General features: G+C 35.5%; 19 protein-coding genes and 1 tRNA gene. 2 read left to right on the top strand and 18 right to left on the bottom strand.

The window, feature by feature from the left end; translation table 11 throughout:
- Positions 1-3 precede the first annotated feature (3 nt).
- From LDM90_RS01980 to LDM90_RS01960, 5 genes are all read right to left on the bottom strand, one after another.
- Positions 4-960 (bottom strand): ABC transporter permease, encoded by a 957-nt coding sequence (locus LDM90_RS01980; protein WP_034978041.1) that lies wholly within the window; start codon positions 958-960, stop codon positions 4-6.
- The gene (locus tag LDM90_RS01975) at positions 957-2,105 is read right to left on the bottom strand and encodes an ABC transporter permease (RefSeq protein WP_223896326.1); all 1,149 of its coding nucleotides are present in this window, start codon (positions 2,103-2,105) and stop codon (positions 957-959) included. Before LDM90_RS01975 ends, LDM90_RS01980 begins: the two co-directional genes overlap by 4 nt.
- Positions 2,098-3,633, bottom strand: coding sequence for an ABC transporter ATP-binding protein (locus LDM90_RS01970; RefSeq protein ID WP_274381242.1), 1,536 nt, complete (start codon positions 3,631-3,633; stop codon positions 2,098-2,100). Before LDM90_RS01970 ends, LDM90_RS01975 begins: the two co-directional genes overlap by 8 nt.
- A gap of 74 nt (positions 3,634-3,707) precedes the next feature.
- Positions 3,708-4,778, bottom strand: a complete 1,071-nt coding sequence (locus tag LDM90_RS01965) for a BMP family lipoprotein (protein ID WP_223896325.1) — start codon at positions 4,776-4,778, stop codon at positions 3,708-3,710.
- A gap of 119 nt (positions 4,779-4,897) precedes the next feature.
- The gene (locus tag LDM90_RS01960) at positions 4,898-5,989 is read right to left on the bottom strand and encodes a BMP family lipoprotein (RefSeq protein ID WP_223896324.1); all 1,092 of its coding nucleotides are present in this window, start codon (positions 5,987-5,989) and stop codon (positions 4,898-4,900) included.
- Between the two features lie 294 nt (positions 5,990-6,283).
- Here LDM90_RS01960 and LDM90_RS01955 point away from each other — a divergent pair, with 294 nt between their 5' ends.
- The gene (locus LDM90_RS01955) at positions 6,284-6,814 is read left to right on the top strand and encodes a methylated-DNA--[protein]-cysteine S-methyltransferase (RefSeq protein ID WP_198212863.1); all 531 of its coding nucleotides are present in this window, start codon (positions 6,284-6,286) and stop codon (positions 6,812-6,814) included.
- 60 nt (positions 6,815-6,874) lie between these two features.
- Here LDM90_RS01955 and LDM90_RS01950 read toward each other — a convergent pair whose 3' ends face one another.
- From LDM90_RS01950 to LDM90_RS01895, 13 genes are all read right to left on the bottom strand, one after another.
- Positions 6,875-7,528, bottom strand: a complete 654-nt coding sequence (locus LDM90_RS01950) for an HD domain-containing protein (RefSeq protein ID WP_198212861.1) — start codon at positions 7,526-7,528, stop codon at positions 6,875-6,877.
- Positions 7,529-7,848: 320 nt separating this feature from the next.
- Positions 7,849-7,971: a hypothetical protein gene (locus tag LDM90_RS09405; RefSeq protein WP_255534815.1), complete on the bottom strand. Its 123-nt coding sequence runs from the start codon at positions 7,969-7,971 to the stop codon at positions 7,849-7,851.
- Between the two features lie 77 nt (positions 7,972-8,048).
- Positions 8,049-8,615: a hypothetical protein gene (locus tag LDM90_RS01945; RefSeq protein WP_223896323.1), complete on the bottom strand. Its 567-nt coding sequence runs from the start codon at positions 8,613-8,615 to the stop codon at positions 8,049-8,051.
- 185 nt (positions 8,616-8,800) lie between these two features.
- Positions 8,801-8,873 (bottom strand) — tRNA-Thr (locus LDM90_RS01940).
- A 63-nt stretch (positions 8,874-8,936) separates the two neighbouring features.
- Positions 8,937-9,275 (bottom strand): heavy metal-binding domain-containing protein, encoded by a 339-nt coding sequence (locus tag LDM90_RS01935; protein WP_187153962.1) that lies wholly within the window; start codon positions 9,273-9,275, stop codon positions 8,937-8,939.
- A gap of 73 nt (positions 9,276-9,348) precedes the next feature.
- A complete protein-coding gene (locus tag LDM90_RS01930) occupies positions 9,349-9,744 on the bottom strand; it encodes an NUDIX domain-containing protein (RefSeq protein WP_198212857.1) in 396 nt (131 codons plus the stop codon).
- Between the two features lie 112 nt (positions 9,745-9,856).
- On the bottom strand, positions 9,857-11,122 hold the full coding sequence (tyrS, locus tag LDM90_RS01925) for a tyrosine--tRNA ligase (protein WP_198212855.1): 1,266 nt from the start codon (positions 11,120-11,122) through the stop codon (positions 9,857-9,859).
- Between the two features lie 269 nt (positions 11,123-11,391).
- Positions 11,392-14,373: an LTA synthase family protein gene (locus LDM90_RS01920; protein WP_223896472.1), complete on the bottom strand. Its 2,982-nt coding sequence runs from the start codon at positions 14,371-14,373 to the stop codon at positions 11,392-11,394.
- A 26-nt stretch (positions 14,374-14,399) separates the two neighbouring features.
- On the bottom strand, positions 14,400-15,020 hold the full coding sequence (locus tag LDM90_RS01915; RefSeq protein WP_198213192.1) for a glycerol-3-phosphate acyltransferase: 621 nt from the start codon (positions 15,018-15,020) through the stop codon (positions 14,400-14,402).
- Positions 15,020-16,141: an LCP family glycopolymer transferase gene (locus LDM90_RS01910; protein ID WP_223896322.1), complete on the bottom strand. Its 1,122-nt coding sequence runs from the start codon at positions 16,139-16,141 to the stop codon at positions 15,020-15,022. Before LDM90_RS01910 ends, LDM90_RS01915 begins: the two co-directional genes overlap by 1 nt.
- Before the next feature lie 102 nt (positions 16,142-16,243).
- Positions 16,244-16,810, bottom strand: a complete 567-nt coding sequence (locus LDM90_RS01905; RefSeq protein WP_198212852.1) for an aldose epimerase family protein — start codon at positions 16,808-16,810, stop codon at positions 16,244-16,246.
- A 344-nt stretch (positions 16,811-17,154) separates the two neighbouring features.
- Positions 17,155-17,442 (bottom strand): type II toxin-antitoxin system HicB family antitoxin, encoded by a 288-nt coding sequence (locus LDM90_RS01900; RefSeq protein WP_187153967.1) that lies wholly within the window; start codon positions 17,440-17,442, stop codon positions 17,155-17,157.
- Positions 17,443-17,593: 151 nt separating this feature from the next.
- Positions 17,594-19,027 (bottom strand): MFS transporter, encoded by a 1,434-nt coding sequence (locus tag LDM90_RS01895; protein ID WP_198212849.1) that lies wholly within the window; start codon positions 19,025-19,027, stop codon positions 17,594-17,596.
- Between the two features lie 664 nt (positions 19,028-19,691).
- On the opposite strand from LDM90_RS01895, the gene hflX reads away from it, so the two are divergent.
- Positions 19,692-20,972 (top strand): GTPase HflX, encoded by a 1,281-nt coding sequence (gene hflX, locus LDM90_RS01890; RefSeq protein ID WP_223896321.1) that lies wholly within the window; start codon positions 19,692-19,694, stop codon positions 20,970-20,972.
- Positions 20,973-21,104 lie beyond the last annotated feature (132 nt).

Below are 21,104 nucleotides of genomic sequence, written 5' to 3'. Positions count from 1 at the left end.
TCCCTATTTTGACTTAATATAGTTCTGGCCATCTGCTGCTGGAGCAACTGATTTTCCAAAGAACAAAACTAAAACTAAAATGGTAATTACGTAAGGAGCAATCTGCATGTAAACAGCAGGAATGTGACTAAAGAATGGTAGTTGATTGCCAATAATACTGATACTTTGAGCAAAGCCAAAGAAAAGCGAAGCTAGCATTGCACCTAATGGGTTCCATTTACCAAAGATCATGGCTGCTAACGCCATAAAACCTTGTCCAACAATAGTAGAAACTGAAAAATTGCCTGAAATTGCTTCCGCAAAAACTGCTCCGCCAATTCCGCCTAAAAAGCCTGATATTAGCACGCCAGCGTAACGCATACCATAAACATTGATCCCCAAAGTATCTGCTGCTTGAGGATTTTCACCACATGAACGCAGACGTAAGCCAAAACGAGTTTTATACAAAACCCACCATAATAAGATTGATACAATTATTGCCAGCCAGGCAGGTGCAGAAGTGTTTTGAAAGAAAACAGGCCCAATAAAAGGAATATTAGCAAGGCCAGGAAAGCTAAAATAACCAAAGCTCTGCGTAATGTTTTCAGTTTGACCTTTATCATATATAGCTTTGACTAAAAACACTCCTAATGGTGGAGCCATAAGATTGAGGACAGTTCCGCTGATGATGTGATCAGCGTGAAAATTAATGGTTGCTACAGCATGGAGCAGTGAAAATAGCAAACCTACAACTCCCCCAACAAGAAGGCCAATCCAAGGAGTTGCTTTGCCAAAAGTAGAAGCAAAAGTCAGGTTAAACACAATGGCAGAAAAAGCGCCCATTGTCATTATTCCTTCAAGGCCAATGTTGGTAATGCCTGAATTTTCACTATAAACCCCGCCTAAAGCGGTAAAAATTAATGGTGCTGAATAGACAAAAGTCGATGACACAATTAACGCTAAAATCGTAACTAAATTCATGAATTTTGTCCTCCCTGGGTCTTTGTGGAACTCACTGTAACGTTATTTGGTTCAGTTTCTTCAGTCGCTGTATCTTTTTGGGTTTCTTTAGCCCTTTTAGTCGTAAACAGTAATCCAATTACATATTGAATAGCAACAAAGAAAATGATAGCAGCAATTACTATTGAAACAATTTCATAAGGAATACCGGCAATGGTTTGCATCCCTAGACCGCCAATTTTTAAAATTGAAAATAATAGTGAAGCCAGTAAAATGCCGACGGCTGTCCCACCACCAAGAAGAGCAACGGACAGACCATCCCAGCCGATATCTAAGCTGGTCGTTTGGGTGAAATAGTTTTGATATGTGCCAAGACCTTGAACAACACCGCCTAAGCCAGCAAATCCACCGGATAATAACATAGAAAGCATGATATTCTTTTTGGCTGACATTCCTGCATAACGACTCGCCGCAGCATTGGTACCAACTGAACGAATTTCAAAACCTGTAGTAGTTTTTCTCATTAAATACCAATATAAAAAAACTGCAACTAAAGCAATAAAAATACCTGCATTGATGCGTGAATCACCAAACATTGTGCTAAGCCATCCAATTTTTAAGCTGCCATTATCAGCAATTGTTTTAGTAGTATCAGTATCAATACGCAATTTAGATGACATAACTTGTTGCATTAAATATTGACACGAATAAAGCACAATATAGTTAATCATAATGGTTGTTATGACTTCATTAGTCCCAAATTGAGCACGGAGCCAACCAGCAATACCAGCAACAAGTGCGCCAGCCAGAATGCCTGTTATTACTGCCAATGGTAGCAAAATTGCCTTAGGCATATTAGGATTAGCCAAAACCACCCAGATAGAAGATAACCAGCCAGCTTGAGCCTGACCAGGCAAGCCAATATTGAAAAAACCGGCAGTAGAAGCTATAGCAAAACCAATAGCGGTAAAAATCAGCGGGGTAGCTTCACGGATCGTCTCACCTATGCCGTTCATGTTTCCTAACGCACTGGAAAACATTGAAGCATATGCTTGAAACGGATTGTAACTCCAAACCAGCATGATGATTGCTCCGACTAAAAAGCCTGCCAAAATAGAAATGATTGGCACTAAGATTTTCTTGGTTTTTAGTGTAACTTTAAGCAAGTGCCTTACCTTCTTTCTTAACGCCAGTCATTAACAAACCTAATTCTTCATCACTAGTATTTTCTGGCTTGACTTCACCAGAAATTCTACCATCGTGAAGCACAATAATTCTGTCTGACAATTGCATAATTTCATCAAGCTCATAAGATATTAACAAAATTGCTTTGCCCTGAGCTCTCTCATTTAAGAGCTGATTATGAATATATTCAATGGCACCAACGTCAAGGCCACGAGTCGGCTGAAAAGCAATAATTAAATTACTGTCGCGACTTAATTCACGGGCAATAATGACTTTTTGCTGGTTACCTCCAGATAAATCACTTACAGGCATTCTTTCACTTGTAGTTCTGATATCAAATTGTTTAATTAATTTCTTGGCATGCTCATGAATTACATCATAATGCATCACGTTATGGCGAGAAAACGGTTCCTTATAATAAGTTTGTAAAGCCAAATTATCAGAAACTGAAAAAGGCAGGATCAAACCATATTTTTGTCGGTCAGCAGGGATATATGACACGCCCTTTTCGGTTATTTGTCGTACCTTACGATTAGTCATATTTTCACCGTCAATCAAAATTTTGCCAGAATCAATATGTTGCAAACCGGTTAAAGCTCTGACAAGTTCATCCTGACCGTTGCCATCAATACCAGCGACTCCCAATATTTCTCCAGCATGCAATTCAAAAGACAAACCTTTAATTACCGCAACATTTTGTTTGTTTTTAACATGTAAGTCTTCAACCTGCAACATTGTGCGTCCAACTTTTTCAGTGGGCTTATTAACCTGCATGTTAACGTGACGTCCCACCATTAATTCTGCCAGACGATTATTATCAACATTAGCGACATCAAAAGTTCCTACGCTTTTACCAGCACGAATCACAGTTACACGATCAGCTGCCCGTTCGATTTCTTCCAGTTTATGTGTAATTAAAATGATTGATTTGCCCTCTTTTGCCAGCTCATGCAGTATTTGAATAAATTCTGTAATCTCCTGGGGGGTCAAAACAGCAGTGGGTTCATCAAAAATCATAATATCTGCTCCACGGTAAAGAACTTTCAAAATTTCCACTCTTTGCTGTTGAGCAACAGTAATCTCACTGACCTTTTTCAGTGGGTCAACATTTAAGTTATAACGCTCAGACAGAGCCATTATTTGCTTTTCTGCTTTTTTAAAATCCAGTTCAGGACCCTTGGTAGTTTCATGACCCAAAATGATATTTTCTAAAACAGTAAAGGAATCCATCAACATAAAATGCTGGTGTACCATGCCTATACCCAAATCTTTTGCGACAGTTGGATTTTTAATATTAACCTTTTTCCCCCGAACCAAAATTGAACCTGCGGTAGGGGTAATCAAGCCAGATAAAATACTCATTAAAGTTGATTTACCTGCACCATTTTCGCCCAAAAGAGCTAAAATTTCACCTTTCCTTAAAGTCAAATTAATATCATTATTGGCTTTAAAACCGTTAAAATCCTTCACAATATGGCGCATCTCTATTACGTTCGTCATATCTTTCATTTTATGTAAATTTCCTTTTTCTAAAAAAACTCTTTGCATAAATTTACACAAAGAGTTTTAAACGTTAATTTACTTTAATTCTGCGCTACTGTTATTTTTCCGGAAACTATTTGCTGCTTAGCCTTTTGTACTGCAATCCATGCTTTTGGTGCAAGATTGCCTTTAGTAATTGAAACACCATTGCCTTTTAATGAATAAACCAGGTGCTTTCCTCCAGGGAACTTACCTTTGGCTGCATCATCAGCTAAAGATTTGGTTGCAACATTTAGTCCCTTCAATACAGAAGTTAAAGTAAAGTTAGCCTTTTTACCATCCTTTGTTTTGTAGTTTCCCAGGTTTTCCTGATCAACATCAACACCAATTACCCAAACCTTTTTATTTTCCGGCTTAGTTTGATTAAGTGCTTTAGCTTCTTGGAAAACTCCACTACCGGCAGAACCGGCAGCTTGGAAGACTACGTCACGGTTGTCAGCGTACATAGATTGTGCAATTGACTTAGCTTTATCATTTGAAGTAAAGTTTCCGATATATTGCGTGCTGACACTGATCTTTTTATGTTGAGCTTTGGCAGCGTCTTTTACACCTTGTTTGAAACCTGCTTCAAAAGTATCAATGATTGCAGATTTTGCTCCGCCGATAAAACCAACTTTATTAGTTTTAGTTGAATAAGCTGCAGCTACGCCACCCAAATATGATGATTCGTTACTTTTAAAAGTAACAGAAGCTACATTTTTTTGACCAGTTATCACATCGTCAACAATTACAAAATTTTTCTTAGGATTCTTCTTGGCAGCAGCCTTAACTGAATCTTTTAGCATATAGCCAATACCAAATATTGTTTGGTAGCCAGACTTGGCAGCCTGATTAAAATTAGGCGTATAGTCAGTAGCACTGCTAGATTGAAAATACTGGTAGCCTTTGCCTTGTTTAAAGTTATGTTCTTTACCATAATCTTTAAAACCGGCCCAAGCAGCCTGATTAAAGGACTGATCGTTAATACCGTTGCTATCCGTAATTAACGCAATACTGTCCTTCTTGCTTTGACTGCTTGTTCCCTGCTTTTTTCCCGAGCAAGCATTCAAAAACAAAGTAAATGAAGCCATTAAGATTCCTAATGACAAAAATTTCGTAAATTTCTTACCCATTTATATTACCCTCCACAAAATACGAACTTTTCATAACTAATATTATAATAAAATACGTATTAATTCAAGATAATTATTTTTTGGTAAGATTTAGATAAAGAAATTGGCTTATCAACGAACTATTTACTTGGGTGAATTGGCACTTTAATATTGCCCTTAATTATTTCATTACGCGCCTGACGTGAATATTTCCAAGCTTTAGCACTTATTTGTCCGCGTTTGATTGAGACGCCATTGGTTTTTAGGCCATAAACCAATTGCTGACCGCCTGGGAATTTACCTTCATAAGCACGGTTAGAAATATCTCGGGTAGCCACATTGACACCAGTAATCACAGAAGTCAAAACGAAGTTATCTTTTTTACCATCTTTAGTTTTATAGTTGCCTAAATGCGATTGATCAGAGTCAACACCAATAGCCCAGACTTTTTTAGCACCTGTTCTAGTTTGATTAATAGATTTAGCTTCTTGGAACAGACCATTGCCTGCTAAACCAGAAGCATGAAAGATAATATCAGCTTTTTTAGCATACATTGACTGAGCAATGGCTTTTTCTTTGTCTGCACTCTTAAAATCACCCACATACTGATTTAGCAGTGTGATTTTTTTATGCAGCTTTTTGGCTTGATCATTAACACCTTTAGTAAAACCGGCATCAAACAAGTCAATAATATTGCCATGAGCACCACCAATGAAACCAATTACGTTGGTCTTTGTTTCCGTTGCTGCTACAACACCTGCTAAGTAAGAAGCTTGTTCACTCTTGAAATTGGCGGAGGCCACATTCTTCTGCCCCTTAATTACTTCGTCAACAATAACGTAGTTCTTTTTAGGATTTTTTTTAGCAGCAGCTTTGACAGCGTCTTTTAAGCTGTAGCCAATACCAAAAATTGTCTGATAGCCAGCTTTGCTTGCTTGATCAAAATTGGGTTCAAAATCTGCCGCACTGCCAGATTGAAAATACTGGTAGCCATTACGTCCACGACTAAGATTGTGGTCTTTGCCGTATTCTTTAAAGCCTTGCCAAGCAGACTGATTGAAAGAATTATCATTAACACCAGCAGTATCAGTAATTAGCGCAATGGAGTGCTTAGCACTGCTGCTCGAATTACTACTACCTCCCTGCTTTTTACCTGAGCATGCTGTAAGCGCTAATCCTGCAGCAACTGCCACCGCACTAATGGAAAAGAATTTTCTAAATTTTGACTTCATCTTGTGACCTCCTATTTTTTACACTAATTAGCATACCACATCTGGTACCATTGTCAAAAAATCACTACAAGATAAAGTGTTGATCTGATAGCATTTCTATTTTTTCATGAAAACGAAACTAAGCTTTATTCATAATGTTTTGTATACAACAATGAAAAAAGTTGAAATTTTCGTATAGAACTGGTTAAGCTGCTAAATCTTGAGTAAGCTTTAGTGCTAAAAATTGAGATCACTTATTGTTCAGAAATTAACGTATAATACAGTAAAAAAGTTATTTGTTACAGAAGAAATAAAATGAAGCTATATAAAGAATTTTTCGAATCAGAATTAGGAACATTGACTCTTTTGAGTGATGAAAAAAATTTATTAGGATTATGGTTTAACGGGCAAAAATATTTTGGTGCCGACTATGATTTGACTGCTGCCAAAGTTTTTGCAACTAGACCTATTAAACAAGCTCTAAAATGGCTAACGAACTATTTTGCTGGCCAAACTCCTGATCCATTTGCTGTATCAATTAAACCCAATGTGTCTACTTTTAGTCAAAAAGTGCTCAAAGAACTACAAAAAGTACCTTATGGTGAAGTAACCACTTATAAAGAATTATCTAATCGCGTACAAAAAGGACAAAATAAGATAAATTTGGCGCGCGCTGTTGGCAATGCAGTCAAACATAATCCAATTAGTTTAATTATTCCCTGTCACCGTGTAATTGGCAGTGATGGGTCCTTAACTGGTTATGCCGGTGGTCTTGAGCGCAAGAGGGCACTGTTAAAAATGGAAAATCCTCAAATCAAATTTTCCAGTCAGTTAGACTTGCTGTGATTTTTAATGTTCGTGTTTTTAAAAAGAGCAAAATAAAAGCCGCATAAGGCTATATGCAGCTTAAACATTCCATTCAGTCATAAATTCTTTCACATAATCACGCATAAATTCCGTTCTTTTTTGCGCTTCTTTTTTACCTCCAGCAGTATTCATTAAATCAGCCAAATGAAACAGTTTTTCATAAAAATGGTTAATTGTTGTTTCTGTATGTTCACGATATTGATCATGACTTACAAGCTTCTGTGGTTTGATTCTAGGGTCGTATATAACATTGCCATGAGCACCGCCATATGTAAACGCACGGGCGATGCCAATTGCACCCAAACTTTCAATGCGATCAGCATCTTGTACATATTCTCCTGATACTGGCAATTGATAATGATGCTCTATATTAGCGGAAAAAGACATATGTTGCATAGTGAATAAAATATCTTTGACTTCTAGGGAAGTAAAACCAACTTTAGGAAGCAGTTCTTTAATGTTGGCAAGAACTTGATCAGGGTCAGCACAGATTTTTTCATCAATAGTATCGTGTAAATATCCCGCAGTTTCAATAATAGCAACCATGCGGCTATCTTCATGTGCATCAGGATTATCCTGTAAATACATTTTGCTGGCCAGATGAGCTACTCGTTGTCCATGATAAAAATCATGCCCTGTTTTTTCATTTTTCAGCTGCTCTTTAACAAAATCAGTTACTTTAGTTAAATCCAAGTTAATTTCCTTTCTAATTTGTAAAATACTTTTTCATAAAATAAGCAGTTCCAATAATGGCTTGGCTTTTACTTAGGCAATTTAAAGTCCCTTAGGCACCAAAATGCTCAGTTATTTTAATTTTTATGAGTACGACAACAGCTATTACTAGCTTTATTACCCTTTATATTATAAAAAAACAGACTATTAACTTTAGTAATTTATACTACTAGTTTAATAGTCTATCTCTTTTTTTTAATTTGACCAAATTTATTTAATATTGGTCAAAAATGTCTATAAGCATATAGCAGCTAATATAGGCGTTAATTCACTCACATTAACTACATATCTAACTTTTTCCGAGCTGGTTTAAATTTATGACTCTTAGTAATTGTGCCAATGAGATTATATTTAACTGTTGCCTGTTTAAATTGACTCAAATCTTCTGTCTTAATATAACCCACAACTAATTCACCATTTGGCACGTAGTTGTATAGCGGATAATAATTTTTCTAGGTATCAGTGCCGTCAACTCTGAATTTTATTGGCATAGCCCAATCCAGAAACCTTTGTATTTACCACGTGTTTTTCCATCTTCCTTGAAGGTAACAGTACAGGTGGCATCTTCTTTATTACTATAAATGATATTTTCTTCGGTAAATGCGCGACCATATTCATTATCTAATTCTGTGTAACCATTCCAGACATTTGCCAATGAGCCAATATAATCATGGACTGTAGCATGACCTTTTTTAAACTTGTAGCCATAAGGTACATGACAATACTCTGCTGGAATCATGTACTTTGTTTTTCCATCTCTGTTTTCAATATTGCTAATGAAATAACGTTTACCAGCAATTGTTCCGGCACCTACAAAAATATCCCAGTCATCAACTCCTAGGTCAGATTTAGTTCCTGTCCTTTTATGTGATTTAAGATAGCGATACGCCTCAACATTATTGCCAGGAACAAAGTTTGCATACCACTTTCTTGCTTTAATACAATGAGTGCCATGTTTTTTAGAGAGATTCTGTAACTTATTAAAATCCTTTGTCGTTGCAACTGGTAGAGACGATAGCGGTTTGGCAGCAACCGAATGAGAATTCAAGCCAACTAGCGCGTAATTTAGACAACATAAAATTATAAGATTATTGATTTATTTAAACTTATTTAAGACAAAATTTTATACATAAAAGTAGTTTATAAATGTTATCATAGCAACTTTAAAAGCTGCTTTATTTTTACATCATACAGGAAAAAGAAACATAGCCATAATTATCCGCTATAAAACTAAGCCACTTCCCAGATTTGAACTGAGGACCTCCTCCTTACCACGGCGGTGCTCTGCCTCCTGAGCTAAAGTGGCAAATTAACAATAATAAAAAAGCATCCATCTCTTATAGAGCGAATACTTCAAATAATACTATATCTATTCGTTGTCTGCAATAAATCTTACTGCAGTACCATAAGCAACAACAGATTGCATGTCTCCACCAATCGAACCAGAATCAAAGCGCATCATTACGATTGCATCTGCTCCTTCATCTTCAGCACTTTTTCGCAATCTACTCAATGCCTGACTGCGTGAATCTTCAAGCATTTTAGTATAACTGTGAATTTCTCCACCAACCATTGATTTAAGACTAGCTCCAAAATCCTTAACCAAATTTTTAGACTGAGTTGTTAAACCAAACACTTCACCAATAATTTCATATTTTTTACCAGGTATATTTTCGGTAGTTGTTACTAAAATTTCTCTGTGAGCCATTTTTTCTCTCCTATTAACGTATATCAATAAATATCTTCCTAATTTAATAGTATGAATTCACCGCATTTTTTTGTCAAATCAGAGTTACTATTTTAGCAGCTATTTCAGGTGGCATTAAATTAATCTTTGGCAGCTCTTTAGCTGCTATCCATTCTGGTTGATAAACATTATTGCTGCTCGAGCGCCCTTTTTCTTCACCACTGATTTTAGGTGCAGTTATATATGGAATCTCAGTGTAAAAAAATTCTTCATACTCTTTTCCTTCGCATTTAAAAAAATGTATCAGGTCAGCTGACTTTAGGTGAATGGTTAATTCTTCATTTATTTCCCTGATTGCAGTATCTACTGGAGTTTCATCGCTCTCTGCACCACCACCAGGTATTACCCAGTAGTTACGACCATTTTTTAATCTGTGGATTAATAAAACAGCCTTATTTTCTTTATTATAAAGTATTACGCGTGCACGCATTTTTATCCTCCTCTTTAAATACAGAACAGAAATTAAAGTGCTTTTTATTATACACTTTATAATTCACAACTAAAAATAGTCTTTTGCTATCTTTGCAACAGACTGTTTTAGACTAATCTTTAATTGTAACTAAAGTATATTTTCTTTTACCTTTGCGAATAATGACATATTTGCCGTCAAAAGCCTTAGAAGGTTCAACTTCAAAGTCGACTGACTGCTGGCGGTCACCATTCACATAAATTGCTCCGTTGGTAACATCTTCTCGAGCCTGGCGCTTAGAGGGTTCGATTTTGGTGTCAACCAAGAAGTCTACAATATTTTTGCTCTGAGATGTTGATTCGGCTGCAGGTGCACTCTTTAAACCCAGCTTAATCTGCTTAACTGAAAGATTTTTAATATCTCCAGAAAACAAAGCATCTGTAATCATTTCTGCTTCTTTTAAGCCTGCTTCTCCGTGAACGAATTTTGTTACTTCTCTAGCCAAAGTCTTTTGTGCTGTCCGCTTCGAAGGCTCAGTTTTAACTTGTTCTGCCAGATCATCAATTTCTTCATGACTAAGGAAAGTAAAGTACTTCAAGTACTTTACAACGTCACGATCATCCTGATTGATCCAGAATTGGTAAAATTCATAAGGACTGGTCTTTTCCGGATCAAGCCATACCGCACCACCGGCTGATTTTCCAAATTTAGTACCATCGGCTTTTAGCATTAATGGAATAGTCAAACCAAAAGCTTGCCTGTCTGATCCCATCAATTTATGAATCAAATCGATTCCTGCAGTAATGTTGCCCCATTGATCACTACCACCAATTTGCATTTGAACGCCATAATTTTTATTTAACTGGTAGAAATCAATGGCCTGTAAAATCTGGTAAGAAAATTCGGTAAAGGAAATACCATTTTCTAAGCGACTGGCAACAACATCTTTATTGATCATGTTATTAACTTGGAAGTGCTTGCCGTATTCACGCAGGAACTCGATTAAACTCAATTTATCAAGCCACTCTGCGTTGTTAACAATTTGAAAGTTATCAGTTCCAAACAATTTTTCCATTTGATTTGTAAGAGCAAGTTCATTTTCGTGTAATTTTTCTGCACTAAGGAGTACTCTCTCTGATTTACGTCCAGACGGATCACCAATTGTTCCTGTACCTCCACCTATAACAATTACAGGATGATATCCAGCCAGTTGAAATCTTTTTAAAATCATGAAGGGAATAAGATGCCCGATATGCAGTGAATCACCAGTAGGATCAGTTCCGCAATAAAGAGCTAAGTCATCGTGGTCTTGTAAATATTTGGTCAGTCCTGCTTCATCAGTCTGCTGGTTAATCGCTCCCCGCCATTTTAAGTCTGCTAAAATATCAAAGTTTGCCATCTTTTTTCCTCCAATAAAAAATCCCTAGATTCATTTAAGAATCTAGGGACGACTAAATACTTTTTCAGCCGTGGTACCACCCACGTTTGCACTTTAACAACAAGTGCCTTAATACCGGTCTTTAAGGGAACCACCCAACTTGTATTTCGCTACCCTTGACCTGTCTAGCTCACACTAACCGCTAGTTCTCTGAACTCTGAATCAAGGTGCTACTTAAATTTGTTATAAATGATAATACTCATTTTTTCTTAATAAGTCAATACAATTTGTTACTTATAAAAGCCTTTAATCTTTAAACCATATGCTTTACCGGCAGTCATGTCATATTGAATAGCCTCATAATCGGCTAAAACTTCCTGCTGCTTCTTGGTCAAGTATTTCGGTTCTATTACTTGTCCTTGCCTTCCAATTAGCTCGAAGCCTTTATCACCTTTAAAGTTAATAGTAATTGCCGGTAACTTCTTATGAACTTCTGTTAACAGAGCCTGGTAAGGAGTAACTTTCGAATCTGTCTGTTCCAGCATCATTGCAATAAAATCACTTGAGCTGACGAAATTATTAGCTTTACGTGGCAGTCTTGTTTTAGCACCATGTTGACGAGCATACTTATTAGAATAGATGAAGTAGCGCGTTGAGTGCATTTGTACCGGGTATTTAGCAGTATAACTTTGAGAAAGGATACTTGGATAGTGATCGCCGTAAAAGACTAAAGTAATTGGCTTTTTAATTTTATCAATCTGCTTGATAAACTGCTTAACTGCCTTGTCAGTATATTGCGTACCCTTTACGTAGGTAGCCATTTGATCACGTACTGCTGGAGAATTGAATAATTCTCCAGAAATCTTACCCATATATTCGTTATTTGGATACCAATTATTATATGGCATGTGATTTTGAATTGAAATCAAGTTGATAAACTGTCCACCATCGCGGGAATTGATTTCTTTTAGACCATTAGCATAGGTAGTAAAGTCAGAGTTATAACCACTCTTACCCAATTTCTTCTGGTCAATAACCTTATATTTTGAACCAACAAAGATAAATTTATCAAATTTAAACCTATGATAATCTTCTTGTCTTGAGTAATAAGTACCAATAAATGGGTGGACAGCAGATTTGTAATCGAAGTTCATCCCTATTGTTGGGTAAAAATCATAGTTTGGAACCACTTGAACATATGGGGTCAAGGTGGATTTAAACATTCCCATGTTTAAACCAGTTAAAGTTTCCCATTCCATGTTAGCTGTTCCACCACCATAACCAGCACTGAGCATGTTGCCGTATGTTGAACGTGACTTCATTGACTGAATAAACTTAACTGGATTTGGAACATCACGGTCAAGCCTAAATGTAGGGAAAGTGCTTGGATCAACAAAACTTTCACTCAAATTAAAGACAATAGTTTGATCTTTAAGAGTATTTTTGCGTTTCTTATTTATCCTAGCAGCAACTTTTTCATATTTATTATTTAACTGCTTGATACTTGTTTCTGAATATCCCTCAGGCTGATCCATAATTTGCAAATCAATATAATTCAAGAAATTAAGTACAGGACCATTTACCTGAATATCACGTTCGGGATTACGGAACCTTTGTTTATTATCAAAACCGCGATTGATATGATAGATAACTCCGCCGTCATGGTTAAAGCGCAATGGTGTTACAAATAATAATAAGCTTAAAAGTGCCCAAATACCACGTCTCTTCCATGATCCACGCTTTTTAACAGGGAATTTTATCTCTAAGAAAATATCAAGAGCAATAACTACAACGAGTGCAACTAAAATCACAATGACAGTAGTCTTACCGATCATTGGTATTAATGTTTTCCAATTAACAATTTCACTAAGTTCAGTTGGATAAATTGGCTCTCCACGTAAAATCAGCTTAATCTTATTAGCAACAGCCCAGCCAATCGCAATCAAACTGACTAAAATGTTTGAAGTCCAGTATCGTGTAGTTACAAAATAAAAGACGGAGAATAACGCATCAAGAAAGATAGTTGTCAAAATCATGGCAAAGAATTTAGTGCCTAGAAGATAAACTATCGCATTAATTGTAGAAGCTGTACTTATTTGAATTCGTAAGTTATCAGATTCAATTAGGAAAGAACCAAAGCTTAGAATGTAGAACCAGGCCCAAGTAAGCAAATTTACTCTATTAGTAACTATAAACTTGGTAAAGATTGCCCATACTTTTTCACATATCTTAGCTAAATTAGGTTCGTTATCTAAATAATTAATTATTTTTGCAAACGGATTGATTTGAAAAAAATAGCGATCAAGTAACTGATACCAAACAATCACAATTAATAGCATAATAACAAGCATAATCAACTTGTTAACTATTGAGGAGTCAGTGAACTGAAATGCTCTCATAAACCTCGGAGAAATGGGTGCATCCATGATCATAATTACTGGGATAAAATAGCGTATTTGCTTTTTATTAAAAGTCATAATAACTTTTTTAAATAATAAGAAAACAGCTACTACCAGTAAAAACATGAACGGAGATGAAGGATTGTTTAAGAACTCCCTGTTCCAGTCACCACCCCCGTTGCCGGAAATAATTTGTGACCAGTAAACAGCATCGAACCCAGAAACACCGATTATCACAATGAAGAAAGAAAGAAAACCGCTAATTAAAGATAGGATGAGCAATTTTTTGCCAATATGGACATTAGCTAAAAACATTCCCCAAGCAAAAAATAAAACCAAGTAAAGACCGTATAGCGAATATTGAAATGACAGGTTGCCAGCACTTAAAGAAAAGCCGAGCAGAGTTAATAAGCTCAACACCAAGAGGTTTTGCTTAATTGTCAACTTATGCAAAAAATCATACAAATGTGGCTGAATCAGCAAGCAGAAAATCAAACCAGAAAACAAAACGGATGTACTGGTAATGATCGGAAACAGCATGCCCCATACACGCCACATGTTAAAGCGGGTAGGAACTATAAAGAAAAATAAAATGTAATAGACAATCAGAGTCACACTGCCTAACAACCAGTATTTCAAACTTTCGCTAATAATTTGTTTTTTCTTACTATAAACAGCACCAAATATCATAGGAACAATCATTAAAGTCGCATTATGCAACATATTTGGCATAAAACGAACAAATGAAAAATGTGCTCTGGCAGCAATTCCTTTCAAGTTGAACATTTGGATCAGCATGAACAGAGATGCTACCAGCAGACAGATTATCTGGATAGCTTTTAAAGATTTTTTATTTTTATTCATATTTCCAATTATTTTCCTCACTAAAAATGATGCTATTAATTATCACGCTTAATACCCAACTTTTTCTTAATTGAGTATAAAACATCAACCTTTTTTCCTTTTCCGGCAAAAAAGTCACGAAGATCATATCTAAATTTATAGACCATAACCAACGTCATAATCAATAATACGATTCCGGCTTCCTTAGTTGTTAAAAATTCATATAAACTGAACAATATTATAAAAATTATTGGTGGAACCGTCAAATTTTGTAAAATTATCAACAGGAAAAAAGCAATTAACAATGTAACTGCAGCTACTGGTGTATCATATAGTGCTGCTACTATAACAGCGACCGTTACACCTTTACCACCATGGAAATGTTCCCAAAAAGGAAAACAGTGGCCTAGCATTAATCCCAAGCCTGCATATAACAAAGCAATACTATCTGAGAAAAAACAGTGTACTATTAAAAGACAAATTAGAGTTTTTAGTATATCGCCAATACAAGTTAATATACCCCATTTTTTCCCAAACACGGCTCCGACATTTGCAGTTCCCGGATTACCTGATCCTACCTTTGTAGGATCTTGATGCAAAGCAAAACGACAAATCAACACGGCAGTGAGTAGACAACCAAACCCATATCCAATAATGATTGACCACAAGCGCATTATCAATAGTCACCTTCTTCCTGGTAACTTTGATCTTGATAATCTTCATATATGTGATATTCTTGGCTATCAGGGTTTTTAAAACTGAAGCCATCAATTTTATTACGCTTATTCTGATAAGTTTCATTATTATTTACAGGCGCTTCGGGTAAACCAAGTTCTGCTCGCAGGTAATCTGATACTCGTTGTAATTCTTTAGTAGATTGCACCTGATAAGAAGAACCATCTATTGTAGCATTGTGTCCATGAAGATAATCATTTTTTACGTTTTTAGTAGAATCACGATAATTGAAGGCAATCTGACGCAATGCATCAAAGGGTAAATTGGTTTTAAGATTTCCAGAAACTGACGATAATACTGAATCCAAGCGAGTTAAAGTATTAATTGAAACTGCCTTTTTTATAATAGTAGTAATCACTTGGCGCTGACGCTTTTGACGACCATAATCACCTTCTGGATCATCATAACGCATACGTGAATATGCCAAAGCACCACCGCCACCCATGTGAGTCAGCTGATTTTTCTTAAAAATATAACCACCATACTCAAAGCTCAGAGTAGGCCTGATATTAATACCGCCAACATAGCGGATGAGACGCATAATGCCCTTCATATTTACCAAAACATAGTACTTAATTGGTACATTTACTAATTTAGACACGCTTGCCATCGACATGGCAGCCCCACCAACAGGATAAGCGGCATTTATTTTTTTAACCTGAAACTGGTCAGCACCGACCATTTGAGCCATAGTGTCTCGTGGAACTGACATTAAGGTGTAGCGTTTCTTTTGGGGATTAACAACGACAATAATAATGGTGTCAGTGTTGCCTATCTTCTCTTTACGGTCAAGTGCTCCAGTATCGCTGCCCATTAACAACACCGCAAATTTTTTCTTACCGTTGAATTCACCTTTTATAATCCGCACGCTGTTTTTAGCGTCATACGCGTCATCAACTGTATCTTTTGTACGAAAATAAATATATGCTGAATACACACAAACAGCCGAAGCTAAAAGCGCTATAAGACATGATAACCAAGCTAAAATACGTCTTTTTTTATGGTAATCTTTTGCATGTAATTCAACTCGACTTTTATTCAGATGATTATCATTGTGATCCATAACTTTTTACTTGCCCAAATTTTAATTACAATGATTACATTATAACAAAAAAAACAAACCATTGCTGGTTTGTCTATTTTATCTTATAAAATCATTAATTATTTAGCTCAAGGCTAGGGTTAATCTTAGATCTTCATCACTGTCACTAGCTAGTGTAGCAGCATTATAAGCAGCACTAATCTGATTGCTTTCAGCCGTTAAAGTTAAATTAGGAGAAGCTACAGTTAAATTAGTTTTATCTTTATTTAACACTATTTCGTTAGCATTAGTATTCACTTTCCAGCCTGAAAAAACTGGAATCACGAATTTTACTGAAAACGGCATATCTTTATTAGAATTATTTTTCAGGTAAAATTTAATATCAATTCCACTTCCCTCTAGTGCGTACGTTAATATTCCTTCAAAGTGAAACGGGAACCTTTTATAACTAGATTTGTCATCAATCAAAGCCAAACTAACACGTGAATCTCCCTTGTCTACAACTGTCCATGGCAGGATATCTGCTAGATTTTCCTTCTGCTCGGCTCCTCTAAAAATAACTTCTAATGCTTTTTGCGTAGCAGCATCTTTAAAATAATCAATTTGACTATTTTGGGCAACAAAGTTAACCACCTTAGCTCCCTTTTCAGAAACAGCAACACGCAAAATAGAACTTTCAATTGTTTGCATAATCTACTCCCAAACTTTTTCTCTCTCAAAAATAGCACTCAAATAGTGCTATTGTCAATTTGAGCTCAAAATACAAGATTTTTTGCAATTCTTTCTTTTATTCAATCAAATTATTGCAGAAAAATTATATTTAAATTTTCAAAAAATGATATAGTACCGCGCTTTTCAGATAACATTTTAATCTAAAGATTATTTTAAAGCATTTTTACTAAAAGAAGCTAAATTTATTAGAAAAATTTACTCAGATATATTATAATTAATTTGTTCCCGAGAATTATATAAAAAGTTTTTGGAACAAGTTAATAAAAAGGGCACCCCAAGAAATTGGGATGCTTTTTTATATATTATATTTCGTAATTAATGCGATCACGTGAAGCTTCGGTTAGGTCTGCAGAAACCGGTGCAACAAATGAGCCATCATCTGGCAATTCAATATCACTTACCTTGCTGACCTTGGGCAATACTGCTTTATTATAAAGACGGCTGGCAAGTGTGTCAGCAGCCATTTTCATTGACTCACGCAAGCCTTGCCCTTCAGTTATTCCACCTTTAACATCAGGGAAACTGATTACATATATATCATTTTCCAGTGGTTTAAAAATAGCTGGATACGTCACAACTTTATGGTTCATCCTAAACCTCCTCGTTTTGCTCTTTCCTTCTACCATAATATACCCAAATTGCCAAAAAGAAGAAATAATTATTAAAAAATTATTTTTTAAAACAAAAAAGTGTTGATTTTTATAATCTTTGTACTGAGATCCAACACTTTTTTATATTTTATTATTTATTATTTTTAAATAGTCTCCATCCACTCAATAGAACCGTAATCAAACAAATTACCATTGAAATAATAAAAACTACATGCATACCATAAATAAAAATTTCGGGTTGTTTGGGCAAATAAGCTGTTACTCTCGCCCCTTTTGCTTTGCTCATTGCAGCAAATAATACCGTCGTAGCACTGGATATACCAATGACCATTCCAAGATTTCGAGAAAGTGAATTAATACTGCCTGCAATGCCTAAATCTTTTTGTTCGACCGAGCTCATAACTAAAGAATTATTTGGTGAGCTAAATATGCCACTGCCCAATCCCATAATTGCAATACTAATTATGAATAACCACATAGGTGAGTTCAAGTTGCACAGTGTATAACCAATCTGACTGATTAACAATAGCAATAGGCCAATAAAAGTAATCAATTTTGGACCAATTTTATCAGAAATAGAGCCAGCAACTGGGGCAGCAAATAGTTGAACTACAGGTAGTATCATTAAGATCAAGCCTGTTTTTCCCGGAGACAAGTGACGAGCATTTTCCAAATAAAAAGGAGTAACCACATTAAAGAAAAAGTTAGTAATAAAAATTAATAGTGCACAAAGCAGACTAACTGAAAAATCTGGATTTTTAAATAATTTAAATTGCAATAATGGGTTTACTACATGATTCTCAACGTAAACAAACCAGATAAAACTGACCAGGCCTACTAGCAACATTAATAAAACCGGTAAGGAACCAAACCCTAGCTGTTGCCCTAAAAAAACACCGCCGAACAAAGTAATCATAGCTAAAGCAAAGCTGAAAGAACCGGCCTTATCTAAAGCAGATTTAGTAAAAGTAATGTCCTTAGGCAGGAATATAGCCCCAATTATTGCAGCTATCAGACCGACAGGAACATTTAACCAAAAAATATAAGACCACGAAAGGTGACTTAAAATTAAGCCACCAAGTCCAGGACCGGCAATGGAACCCAGAGCAACAAAAGAGCCGATTGTACCTAATGCCTTCCCCCTTTCAGTAGCCGGAAAAATTTCAGTAATGATTCCATTATTAGTAGCCATGGTCATGGCAGCACCAAAAGCCTGCAGTGCCCTGGCCACTAATAAAAACATTAAATTAATTCTAATTCCTGATAAAAACGAACCGGCAACAAAGAATATGGCTCCTAAGCGAAAAACCTTTATTTTGCCGTATGTGTCACTTAATTTGCCAAAAAATAAAATAAAGCTGCAAACTACAATCAAATAGAGCGAAACTACCCATTCAGATTGACTCATCGGAATATGTAAGTCCTTACTGATCACTGGCAAAGCAATATTAACAATCGTACCGTCTAGGGTTGACATAAATGTAAACAGACCCACAGCAACTAATATCCACCAGCGATTTTTTTGTACCTTTTGATTAGATTGATAGCTTAATGTTTGTGCCATTTTAATATACTCTCCATTTCAAAATTAGTTAGGTACCTTAATAGATTGAATTATACACCTTTTTTTCTATCTGCCAAGTATAAAAGCGACCAATATTTATGTAGTCGCCTTTCCTGATTTGCAGGTGAATATTTAAGTAATCTAAATTTGTAAAAGTAATTTACGAACTTCTTGTAGACTATGAGCACTAAGTAAATGCTTGACATTATTTAGCCTCTTTCTAGATGTAATCGTTTTTAACCAATATTCAAGCACGATGACTGAATAAGCAAAAGTCAAGGTTATCTATTATTTCTGGTGCAATCAGTTAACTAGAGATTTGGGCAACAAAAAAGCGCATTTTTTGAAATGTGCTTTTTTTACTTTTGATGATTTAGCTTTTCTTTAAATATAGACTGCTTATATTTTAACTATTAATCATTATTATTATCAAGATAATTTATATATTACTGGCAAGTCCATCAAAAGCAACAATTTGTAATATCATTATCAAAAGGCTAATTATTTATTTTTTAACTTTACTTCTTCTTTTTGGTAAACAAAGCGATTTGTATTAAAATTAAACTATCATACACGCGAAAGAAGCACGAAACATGAGGATTAATAATTTTTAATTTTTTTGAGAAATACCACTTAATAAATTTATTTACAGAAAGAGAAATAAATGATTGAAAATACTCCACGTAAAACAAAAGCATTTATTGCTGGAGCCAATTTAAATGATCCTAATTTTGACTACTACATGAGTGAACTGGCTAACCTTACAGAAGCTGCAAACATGGAGGTTGTAGGACAAGCTCGACAAAATGAGGAACATATAATAGCTGGCACTTATTTTGGCTTAGGAAAAATCAATGAAATTAAGGATATGGCACACGGTTTAAAAGCAAAGGTTCTAGTACTCAATGATGAATTGACGCCAGTTCAAATTCGGAACTTAGAGAAATTAACTAAATTACGAGTAATTGACCGTACCGAATTAATTTTAGAAATATTTTCAAGTAGAGCACGCACTAAGCAAGCAAAACTGCAGGTTCAACTGGCACGCTTGCAGTATGAATTGCCACGATTGCACCCATCAGAAAATACCTTAGACCAGCAACGCGGTAATGGTAGCTCAACAGGCGGTGGCTTTGCCAACCGTGGTGCTGGTGAATCCAAACTGGAATTGAACCGGCGCACTATTGGTAAACAAATTTCTATTATAAAAAGGGAATTGCAAGCAATTGATAAGCAGGAACAAATAAAAGCCAAAAGGCGTAATCAAAACCATATTCCAAAAGTAGCACTTGTTGGTTATACCAATGCCGGCAAATCAACCACAATGAATGGACTGCTAAAAGAATTTTCTAAACATAGCGATAAACAAGTTTTTGTGAAAAATATGTTATTTGCCACATTAGATACAAACGTACGCAGAATAGACTTAGAAAATAATTTTAGTTTTATTCTTTTAGACACAGTTGGTTTTATTTCTAAATTACCTCATAATTTGATTGAATCTTTTAAAGCTACTTTGCAAGAAGTTAAAGATGCCGACTTATTAATAAATGTTGTTGATGCTTCAGATCCTAACATGATCCAGATGATTCGCACCACACAAAATGTGCTCGATGAAATTGGTGTCAAAAACACTCCAATAATAACTGCCTATAACAAGGCTGACAAGTCGGAACGTAATTATCCCCAAATTGAAGGCAGCGGCATTTTATATTCTGCAGTTGACACTAAATCTATTGAAACCCTCGCTGATTTAATAACAAAACGAATTTTTACCAATTATAAAAAAATCAATTTGTTATTGCCTTTATCCGCAGGAAAGATTTTATCCTATTTACATGAAAATGCCCAAGTATTAACAGAGACATATCAAAATGATGGTGTTCATATTGCTGTGCGGCTCTCACCTAGAGAACAAGCACAATTGGCCAGTTATATTGTCTAGACGAAAATAAACGATAGAAAACTAACACTAATAAAAAAGATTCTCACTTCAATATTGATATGACCCCCAAATTTAGGACAAATTTGGGGGTTATTTTTATGTCTAAATTATCTAAACAAGATAAAATTGAAA

This window comes from Lactobacillus huangpiensis, from assembly GCF_019972815.1.
GTDB lineage: Bacteria > Bacillota > Bacilli > Lactobacillales > Lactobacillaceae > Lactobacillus > Lactobacillus huangpiensis.
Note: the sequence above shows the minus strand (reverse complement) of the source record. Positions and strands in the feature narration are given on the sequence as shown.

Coding starts and splice junctions, on each gene's coding strand:
- LDM90_RS01980 (WP_034978041.1), bottom strand. CDS start 960: ATGAATTTAGTTACGATTTTAGCGTTAATTGTGTCATCGACTTTTGTC.
- LDM90_RS01970 (WP_274381242.1), bottom strand. CDS start 3,633: ATGAAAGATATGACGAACGTAATAGAGATGCGCCATATTGTGAAGGAT.
- LDM90_RS01965 (WP_223896325.1), bottom strand. CDS start 4,778: ATGGGTAAGAAATTTACGAAATTTTTGTCATTAGGAATCTTAATGGCT.
- LDM90_RS01960 (WP_223896324.1), bottom strand. CDS start 5,989: ATGAAGTCAAAATTTAGAAAATTCTTTTCCATTAGTGCGGTGGCAGTT.
- LDM90_RS01955 (WP_198212863.1), top strand. CDS start 6,284: ATGAAGCTATATAAAGAATTTTTCGAATCAGAATTAGGAACATTGACT.
- LDM90_RS01935 (WP_187153962.1), bottom strand. CDS start 9,275: ATGGCTCACAGAGAAATTTTAGTAACAACTACCGAAAATATACCTGGT.
- LDM90_RS01930 (WP_198212857.1), bottom strand. CDS start 9,744: ATGCGTGCACGCGTAATACTTTATAATAAAGAAAATAAGGCTGTTTTA.
- tyrS (WP_198212855.1), bottom strand. CDS start 11,122: ATGGCAAACTTTGATATTTTAGCAGACTTAAAATGGCGGGGAGCGATT.
- LDM90_RS01910 (WP_223896322.1), bottom strand. CDS start 16,141: ATGGATCACAATGATAATCATCTGAATAAAAGTCGAGTTGAATTACAT.
- LDM90_RS01905 (WP_198212852.1), bottom strand. CDS start 16,810: ATGCAAACAATTGAAAGTTCTATTTTGCGTGTTGCTGTTTCTGAAAAG.
- LDM90_RS01900 (WP_187153967.1), bottom strand. CDS start 17,442: ATGAACCATAAAGTTGTGACGTATCCAGCTATTTTTAAACCACTGGAA.
- LDM90_RS01895 (WP_198212849.1), bottom strand. CDS start 19,027: ATGGCACAAACATTAAGCTATCAATCTAATCAAAAGGTACAAAAAAAT.
- hflX (WP_223896321.1), top strand. CDS start 19,692: ATGATTGAAAATACTCCACGTAAAACAAAAGCATTTATTGCTGGAGCC.